This is a genomic window from Micromonospora endophytica, from assembly GCF_003236305.1.
Classification (GTDB): domain Bacteria; phylum Actinomycetota; class Actinomycetes; order Mycobacteriales; family Micromonosporaceae; genus Micromonospora; species Micromonospora endophytica.
Genome location: NZ_POTX01000244.1, coordinates 1 through 8,690, shown reverse-complemented (window position 1 = coordinate 8,690; position 8,690 = coordinate 1). Strand labels below are relative to the sequence as shown.

At 74.1% G+C, this 8,690-nt stretch carries 5 protein-coding genes and 1 pseudogene; 2 read left to right on the top strand and 4 right to left on the bottom strand.

Translation table 11 applies throughout. The annotated features are described in order from the left end of the window. Positions 1 to 529: 529 nt before the first annotated feature. The 3 genes and pseudogenes from cobA to cobC all read right to left on the bottom strand — a co-directional run. Positions 530 to 1,906 (bottom strand): annotated as a pseudogene (gene cobA, locus C1I93_RS25325) (uroporphyrinogen-III C-methyltransferase); the annotation flags it as partial. Further along, the gene (gene cobT, locus C1I93_RS25320; protein ID WP_111245795.1) at positions 1,903 to 3,009 is read right to left on the bottom strand and encodes a nicotinate-nucleotide--dimethylbenzimidazole phosphoribosyltransferase; all 1,107 of its coding nucleotides are present in this window, start codon (positions 3,007 to 3,009) and stop codon (positions 1,903 to 1,905) included. The pseudogene cobA and the gene cobT, both read right to left, overlap by 4 nt. Further along, positions 3,009 to 4,121, bottom strand: a complete 1,113-nt coding sequence (gene cobC, locus C1I93_RS25315; RefSeq protein ID WP_111245794.1) for an Rv2231c family histidinol phosphate aminotransferase CobC — start codon at positions 4,119 to 4,121, stop codon at positions 3,009 to 3,011. Before cobC ends, cobT begins: the two co-directional genes overlap by 1 nt. A gap of 121 nt (positions 4,122 to 4,242) precedes the next feature. On the opposite strand from cobC, the gene C1I93_RS25310 reads away from it, so the two are divergent. After that, complete coding sequence (locus tag C1I93_RS25310) at positions 4,243 to 6,375, top strand: transglycosylase domain-containing protein (protein ID WP_111245793.1); 2,133 nt, start codon at positions 4,243 to 4,245, stop codon at positions 6,373 to 6,375. On the opposite strand, the gene C1I93_RS25305 is transcribed toward C1I93_RS25310, so the two are convergent. Further along, a complete protein-coding gene (locus tag C1I93_RS25305; RefSeq protein ID WP_111245792.1) occupies positions 6,320 to 7,756 on the bottom strand; it encodes a cobyrinic acid a,c-diamide synthase CobB in 1,437 nt (478 codons plus the stop codon). The two genes, C1I93_RS25310 and C1I93_RS25305, sit on opposite strands and share 56 nt — an antisense overlap. 157 nt (positions 7,757 to 7,913) lie before the next feature. On the opposite strand from C1I93_RS25305, the gene C1I93_RS25300 reads away from it, so the two are divergent. Next, a partial coding sequence (locus C1I93_RS25300; RefSeq protein WP_111245791.1) for an SURF1 family cytochrome oxidase biogenesis protein occupies positions 7,914 to 8,690 on the top strand: 777 nt, incomplete at its 3' end.

Sequence of the window (8,690 nt, the reverse complement as noted above, 5' to 3'; positions counted from 1 at the left end):
GCCGCTCACCGGACGGGACACCGCGACATGCCGCAACCCGCGCCCACCCGATCGGCCCGAACACCGCGACATGCCGCAACCCGCCCTGCCGACCAACCCAGGCAACGCATCACCAGGCCCCAACCTGCGTCGCCACCACCTATAGCCGGTCTCTCTTAGGCACCCCCGCGCGCGACCCCGGCACCCCGCCCGCGCTGCGGCCTCGGACGCGGTCTCGGAGCCCTCGCGCGCCCACGCCGCCTCAGCGCGCCCACACGCCGCCTCGGCGGCCAACCACTCCCCGCCACCCGCTTTGCGCTGCTTCAACCCACGCAACGGTTCCGACCGGTTTTCGGTGCGTACGGTCAAGCAGGGCAAAGCGGGTGGCGGGTGATACCGGTTGAGCGGCCGGCTCTCCGAGCTTGCGCTGCTGCGGTACGGGTCAGGTCGGGGCGGTGCCGGGCGCGCCGGGCGCGCCGGGTGCGCCGGGTGCGCCGGGTGCGCCGGGTGCGCCGGGTGCGCCGGGTGCGCCGGGTGCGCCGGGTGCGCCGAGTGCGCCCACCACGTCGCCCACCACCACGACCGCCGGTGGGCGCAGGCCCGCTGCGGTCGCCTCCGTGGCCACCCGGCCCAGGGTCGAGTGGACGACCCGCTGCGCGCCGGTGGTCGCCTCCTGGACCACGGCCGCCGGGGTGTCCGCCGGCCGCCCGTGGGCCAGCAGGGTGGCGGTGATCGCCGGCAGGTTCTTCAGCCCCATCAGGATGACGAGCGTGCCGCGCAGCTGCGCCAGCGCGCCCCAGCGCACAAGCGAGGCCGGTGAATCGGGTGCGAGGTGCCCGGACACCACTGTGAACTCGTGCGCCACCCCCCGGTGGGTGACCGGGATGCCGGCCGCCGCCGGGGCGGCGATCGAACTGGTCACGCCGGGCACCACGGTCACCGGTATCCCCGCCTCGGCGCAGGCCAGCAGTTCCTCACCGCCACGTCCGAAGACGTACGGGTCACCGCCCTTGAGGCGGACCACGAAGGCACCTGTTCGCGCCCGGTCGACCAGAATCCGGTTGATCTCCTCCTGGGTACGGGACGGGCCGTACGGAATCTTGGAGGCGTCCACCAGCTCCACGCCCGACCGCAACTCGTCGAGCAGCAGGCCCGGCACCAGCCGGTCGGCGACCACGACATCGGCCTCGGTGAGTAACCGCCAGCCCCGGACGGTGATCAGCTCGGGATCACCGGGGCCGGAGCCGACCAGCGCGACCCGGCCGACTCCGCCGGCCGCAGCGCCGGCCGCAGCGCCGGCCGCAGCGCCGGCCGCAGCGCCGGCCGCAGCGCCGGCTGCGGTGCCGGCCGCGGTGCCGGCTGCGGTGCCGGCCGCGGTGCCGGCTGCGGTGCCGGCCGCGGTGCCGGCTGCGGTGCCGGCTGCGGTGTTAATAGGGGGCCCTTCCTCTACCGAATCCGTTAACAGGGGGCCCTTCCTTGCACTCAGGAGGGTGCGGATGGCGTCACGGACGGTCATTGCCCGGCGGGGGTCGCCGCCGCCGAGGACCGCCACGGTGACCGGGCCGTGCCGGGTCACCGCCGGGGTCCAGGCCGTCGCGACGGTGCGGTCGTCGGCGCGTACGCAGAAGATCCGGCGTTCGTCGGCGGCGGTGCTGACCGAGGCGGCGGCGGTCGGGTCGTCGACGGCGACGTGCACCAGCCAGGCCCCGTCCAGGTCGTCGGGGCTGAACGGGCGGGGTAGCCAGCGCAACCGCCCGGCGTCGACGTGTGCGCGCAGCGCCGGGGTGATCTCCGGTGCCACCAGCAGCACGTCCGCGCCCGCGTCGAGCAACGCCGGTACGCGCCGGGTGGCGACCGCGCCGCCGCCGACCACGACCACCCGCCGTCCGGCCAGCCGGAGCCCGAGAGGGTAGGGATTCGCTGTCACTTCTCGGCCACCCCGGCGGAGTCGAAGGTGGCGACCTCGTGCAGCACCCGGACCGCGCCGGTGACCACCGGCAGGGCCAGCAGCGCGCCGGTGCCCTCGCCGAGTCGCAGCCCGAGGTCGACCAGCGGGGTGAGGCCGAGGTGCCGCAGCGCGACTGTGGCACCGGGTTCGGCGGAGCGGTGACCGGCGATCATCGCGCCGACCGCGTCCGGGGCGAAGGCCACGGCGGCCAGCGCGGCGGCGACCGCGATCACCCCGTCCAGCAACACCGGTACGCGGCGCGCGGCGGCACCGAGCAGCAGCCCGGTCAGCGCGGCATGCTCCAGTCCGCCGACCGCCGCCAGCACGCCCAGCGGGTCCGCCGGGTCCGGGTGGTGCCGGCGCAGCGCGCGGCGCACCACCTCGATCTTGTGCTGGTACGTCTGGTCGTCCACCCCGGTGCCCCGGCCGGTCGCCTCGGCGGCGTCGACGCCGGTGAACGCGGCGATCAGGGCGGCGGCGGGGGTGGTGTTGGCGATGCCCATGTCGCCGGTGAGCAGGATGCCCGCCCCGGCGTCGATCAGGTCCTCGGCGGTCCGGATGCCGACCTCGACCGCCGCCCGCGCCTCGTCGCGGGTCAGCGCGGCGGTGACTGTCATGTCCCGGGTGCCCCGGCGGACGGCGGCGCTGACCAGCCGAGGCACGCCGGTGTCGGCCGCACCGCCGGGACCGGCGGCGGGATCGGCCGGGTCCGGTTCGGCGTGCGGTAACGGGGTGGCCACGCCGACGTCGACCACGGTGACCGTGGCCCCGGTCTGCCGGGCGAACGCGTTGACCACCGCGCCCCCGGCCAGGAAGTTCCCGACCATCTGCGCGGTGACCTCCTGCGGCCAGGGTGTCACCCGCTGGGCGTGCACGCCGTGGTCGCCGGCGAAGATCGCCACCGCGGCCGGGCTGGGCAGCGGCGGCGGGCAGGCGCCGGCCAGGCCGGCGAGGCGTACGGAGAGATCTTCCAGCGCACCGAGCGAGCCGGCCGGTTTGGTGAGCCGGTCCTGTAGGTGGCGGGCCGCCGTCATCGCCGACTCGTCGAGCGGGCCGGTCCCCGCGATCGTGCTCTCCAGCATCATGCCTCCAGGATCTCCGCCAACACGGTGACGAACGCGTCGGTGGTCGCCCGGTCCCGCACCGCGATCCGCAGCCAGTCTGGGCCCAGGCCGGGGAAGGTGTCACCCCGGCGTACCGCCCAGCCACGCCGACGCAGCTCGTCGCGGAGCCGGTCGGCGCCGGGTCGGTGGATCAGCACGAAAGCGCTGGCCGGGCGGCCTGCGACGCGTACGCCAGGCAGGGTGGACAACCGGGTGACCAGGTGATCGCGGTCGGCCGCGAGCCGCGCGGCGATGGCGCGCTCGGCCCGGACCGCTTCGGGGCCGGCGCAGGCGGTCGCGGCGGCCAGGGCCGGCGTGGAGACCGCCCAGAGCGGCTGTACGGTGGCCAGCCGGCGCAGCAGCGCCGCCTCGCCCAGCAGGTAGCCGATGCGGAGCCCGGCCAGCCCCCAGGTCTTGGTGAGGCTGCGCACGACGAGCAGTCCGGGCAGGTCCCGGCGTGCCGCGAGGGACTCCGGTTCGCCCGGTACGTCTGGTGCGACGGTGGTGTCGGCGAACGCCTCGTCGACCACCAGCACCCGCCCCGGCCGGGCCAGCGCCGCCAGGTCGGCGGCGGGGTGCAGCACGGCTGTGGGATTGGTCGGGTTGCCGATCATGACCAGGTCGGCGTCGGCGGGGATCCGGTCGGGGTGCAGCCGGAAGCCGTCCGCCGGGTCGAGCAGCACCCGTTGCACGGTGTGCCCGGCGGCCCGCAGCGCGGCCTCCGGCTCGGTGAACTGCGGGTGCACCACCACCGGCCGGCGGATGCCGCGCAACGCTTGGGCGAGCAGCACGAAGCCCTCGGCCGCGCCGGCGGTCAACAGCACCTCGGCGGGTGGTCGGCCGTGCCGGGCGGCGACTGCGGCGCGGGCCGGGCCGGGGTCCGGGTACGCGGCGAGGTCGGCCAGGGAGGCCGCGATCGGTTCGGCCAGCCAGCGCGGGGGCGGGTCCCGCCGCACGTTGACGGCGAGATCGACGAGCCCCTCCCCCACCTCCACGTCGCCGTGGTGGCCGAGATCGACCGAGTCGTCACCCGCGTCCGGGGCGTCGGCAGGGTCCGGTCCGGTGGCGGCGCCGGTCAGCTGAGCGTGCATGTCCGCGATCCTGCCGGGAAGGCGGCGTCGGGGACAGCCGCCCGGAGGGTGGGGCGTATCACCACTCATCACTTCATGAGTATTTCTCATAAACAAATCGGAAATGTCATAACTTGGCGGTGTGAGCAACCGACCCCTCGCTGCCGCTGGTCGTCTCGTTCCTCTCCTTCGCGCCGGACTGATCGCCGGCCTCGTGGTCGCCGCCGTGGCGTACCCCGTGGTCGCCGTCACCGGCCTCGGCGCCAAGGCCACCGCGCACGCCGTGGAGAGCAAGACCCGGCTGCTGACCACCGCCCTGCCCGCCGAGACCTCCTACCTGTACGCGCCGGACGGCAAGACCGTGCTGACCATGTTCTACGAGGAGTACCGGCAGTACACCAAGATCACGGACATCTCGCCGAACATGCAGCAGGCCATCGTCGCCGCCGAGGACAACCGGTTCTACCAGCACCACGGCGTCGACCCGAAGGGTGTCGCCCGCGCCTTCGTGGCCAACGCCCGCTCCAGCGGCGTCTCCCAGGGGGCCTCCACGCTGACCATGCAGTACGTCCGGATGGCCCTGCGGGACAGCGCCAACAGCCCGAAGGAGGTGCAGGAGGCCACCGCGCAGACCCCGGTCCGCAAGGTCAAGGAGATGCGGATGGCTGTCGACCTGGAGAAGGAGTTGAGCAAGGAGGAGATCCTGGAGCGTTACCTCAACTCGGCGTACTTCGGGCACCGGGCGTACGGCATCTACGCCGCCAGCGAGATCTTCTTCTCCAAGACTCCGAAGGATCTGACCCCGGTCGAGGCGGCCACCCTCGCCGGGCTGGTGAAGTCGCCGTCGCAGTTCGACCCGGCCAGCTCGGACCAGAAGGAAGCCACCGCCCGCCGCAACTACGTGCTGGACAACATGACCCGACTGGGTTATCTGTCGCCGGACTCGGCCGCGGCGGCGAAGACCGAGCCGATCCGGCTGAAGCTGAGCTACCCGCCCAACGACTGCGCCGGCGTGCCGGAGAAGTGGAACAGCTGGGGCTTCCTCTGCGACTACCTGAAGAACTGGTGGAGCGCGCAGCCCGCGTTCGGCGCGAACCGGCTGGAACGGATGGACAAGCTCCGCCGTGGCGGCTACCGCATCGTGCTCAGCATGGACCCGAAGATCCAGGCCGCGGCGGAGAAGAACGTCGGCACCGAGGGCAACACCGGCAGCCCCTTCGCCAACGGCATAGTGGTCGCCGAACCCGGCACCGGGCGGGTCAAGGCGATGGCGGTGAACCGCACCTACTCGCTGGACGTCAACGAGAACCCGCTCAGCTCCAACCCGGAGGCGGGCCCCAACGTACGGGCCAACTACCCGAACACGGTGGCACCCCTGATGGGCGGCGGTGACCTGCCCGGCTACCAGGCCGGATCGACGTTCAAGATGTTCCCCATGCTCGCCGCGCTGGACGCCGGGATGACCCTGAACACCACCTTCAACGCGCCGCACAGCTACCGGTCCGAGGTCTACGACGGCTGGCAACCCTCCAACGCCAGCGGCGCGATGAGCGGCACCCAGACCATGTGGTCCGGCTTCGGCAAGTCGGTGAACACCTACTTCGTCTGGCTGGAGGAGCAGGTGGGCGCGGAACGGGCGGTGCGGCTCGCCGAGCAGTTGGGGCTGCGCTGGCGTACCGACGTCGACCGCGAGCACGCCTCACCGTCGAAGGCGAACAAGTGGGGCGCGTTCACCCTGGGCGTCTCCGACGCCACCCCGCTGGAGATGGCGAACGCGTACGCCGCCGTCGCCGCCGACGGGCGGTACTGCGAGGCGATGCCGGTCTCCGCGATCTACAACCGGGACGGCACACCTGCCACCTACACCACGGCCGGCGGCATCGCCCGGGAGGTGGCCAAGCCCCGCTGCCGTCAGGTGGTGAGCGCTGACGCCGCCCGGGCCGCGACCGACGCCGCCCGCTGCCCCACCGGCGACACACCCGCCAAGGGCGGCTGCGGCGGCTGGTCGACGGCGGACAGCGTACGCGGCACGGTCGGCCGCCCAGTGGCGGGCAAGACGGGTACCACGGACAGCACCCGGTCGGCCTGGTTCGTCGGCTACACCCCGGAACTGGCGGCGGCGAGCTTCATCTCCGACCCGGACAACCCGTTCAACGCGGTGGGCGACGGCCAGTCGCAGATCCCGATCGCGGCGGTGGCGAACACGCTCCGCGACGCGCTCAAGGGGAAACCGGTTCGGGACTTTGCCCCACCGTCGGACCGGATAGTGGGCTGACCGGCGCGTCGGTCGCCGCGGCGGCCACCAGCCGCGCCGCGAACCTCGGCTGCGCCGCCCAGTGCGCGACGAGCTGCGAGGCGTGCACCCCACGCCAGACGAACCCCTCCGGCGTGCCACCCGGCCAGCTCCACGCCGGCCGCTGCCCGGCCCGGGGGCTGAGCACGGCCCGGTGCTCCTTGTGTCCGGCCACCACCTCGCCCCGGCTGACGATCACGCTGTCGCTCTGCGCGGTCGCCTCCCGGTAGCCGACGACCAGCCCGTCCCGGACGCTGCCGATCGCGTCCAGCACACCGCACATCGGCAGCCCGTCCACCTCCCGGGCCAGCCAGAGCAGGCCGGCGCCCTCGGCGACCACCGGCCGACCGGTCCGCGCCAGCTCGGCGACGGCGATGCAGAGGCGGCGGTTGGCGGAGAGCTGCTCGGTGTACGACTCGGGCAGGGCACCACCCACCACCAGCGCCCGGGTGCCGGCCGGCAGCACCTCGTCGACGAACGGGTCGAGGGTCACCACCTCCGCGCCGGCGGCCCGCAGCAACTCGGTCGCCTCGGCGTGACCGAAGCTGCCGCCCGGTCCACCGGCCACCGCGACGATCGGCCGGTCGGCGCCGGGCGGCAGGCCCGACGCCACCGGGTCGGTCTCCGCCGCCGGCTCCGGCGACCACGGCTGGCCGGTCAACGCCGGGGCGGACCGGGCCAGCCCGAGCAGCCGCTCCAGATCCACAGTCGCGGCCACCGCCTCGCCCAGGCGGCGTACCGCCTTGGTGGCCTCGCCGGACCGGGAGATCGCGGGCACCACCCCGTGCCGACGGGTCGGCAGCACCGAGGGCAGGTCCTGGCGGCGCAGCGCGCCGTAGACCGGTACGCCGATGTCGTCGAGCGCCTCGCGCAGCAGCGCCTCGTGGCGGCTGGAGGCGACCCGGTTGAGGATCACCCCGCCGATCCACAACTGCTCGTCGTACGCCCGGAAGCCGTGCACCAGGGCGGCCACCGACTGCCCCATCGCGGCGACGTCGACCACCAGCACGACCGGGCTGCGCAGCGCGGTGGCCACCGCCGCTGTCGACTCGGTCTCACAGCGGCCGGTGAGGCTGTCGTACAGGCCCATGCTGCCCTGCACCACGGCGATGCCGGCCCCGGAAGCGCCGTGCGACAGCAGCGGGGCGAGCCGGTCGGTGCCGACCAGGCGCGGATCCAGGGTGCGCCCCGGACGGCCGGCGGCCAGGCCGAGATAGGCCGAGTCCACCTGGTCCGGGCCGATCTTGAACCCGGCCACCTCCAGGCCCCGGTCGGCGAACGCGGCGAGCAGGCCGATCGCCAACGCGTTCTTGCCGTGTCCGGAGGAGGGAGCGCTGAGCACCAGACGCGGCACGACGGTCATCATCGACTCCTCGCGAGCGGACGGCGTGCCGACCGTCGGCGCGCTCCGCCCGCGTGACGATAGCCGACCCCCGCGACGCGCACACGTCGCCCGTCGCCCCTCCCATTCCGGCCCGGCCCGACGCAGTGGCCCCGGTCATAGCGGTAGCCTCGACGGCGTGTACCGGTTCCTGCTGACGCCACGCTGGCTCGGCATCCTCGCGCTGGCCCTGGTCGCGGCTGCGGTGATGGTGCTGCTCGGCAACTGGCAACTGGACCGCTATCACGGTCGTTCGGCGGTCAACGAGCGGATCGACGCCGGCCTGCGGATGGCCCCGGTGCCGCTGCGCGAGGCAGTGCCCGCGCCGACCGGCGGCCCCGGCACCGCCGGAGCACCGCCGGCCGAGGAACGCACCTTCACCCGGGTCACCGTGACCGGCAGGTATGACACCGATCACGTCGTGCTGGTCCGGGGCCGCACCGTGGAGAGCAAGGTCGGCTTCGAGGTGCTCACCCCGCTGGTGCTGGCCGACGGCACCGCCCTGCTGGTGGACCGGGGCTGGATCCCGCCCGCACCGGGCGGCGCGACGGTCCAACCGGAGGTGCCGGCGGCACCCACCGGTGAGGTGACAGTCGAGGGGCGGGTGCACGCCAGCGAGAGCGGCGCCGGCACGGTGACCCGGCGCGACGGCCGACTGGAGACCCGCCGGGTAGCCATCCCCAAGCTCGCCGCGGAGCTGCCGTACCCGGTGCACGGCGCGTACCTGCTGCTCGACGAGCAGACCCCGGCCGCCGACCCGGTGTTCAAGGCGGTGCCGGTCGGGCACGCCAACAACTGGCAGAACCTGGGCTACGTCGTCCAGTGGTGGATCTTCGCCGCGATGACCCTGTTCGGCTACGGCTGGGTCGCCCGCCGCGAATCCCGCCGCCTCGCCGGCATCACCGACACCCGCCCC

What these genes read in the sequence shown, in the direction of transcription:
- cobT (WP_111245795.1), bottom strand. Translation starts at nt 3,009, where the DNA reads ATGCTGGAGAGCACGATCGCGGGGACCGGCCCGCTCGACGAGTCGGCG.
- cobC (WP_111245794.1), bottom strand. Translation starts at nt 4,121, where the DNA reads ATGCACGCTCAGCTGACCGGCGCCGCCACCGGACCGGACCCTGCCGAC.
- C1I93_RS25305 (WP_111245792.1), bottom strand. Translation starts at nt 7,756, where the DNA reads ATGACCGTCGTGCCGCGTCTGGTGCTCAGCGCTCCCTCCTCCGGACAC.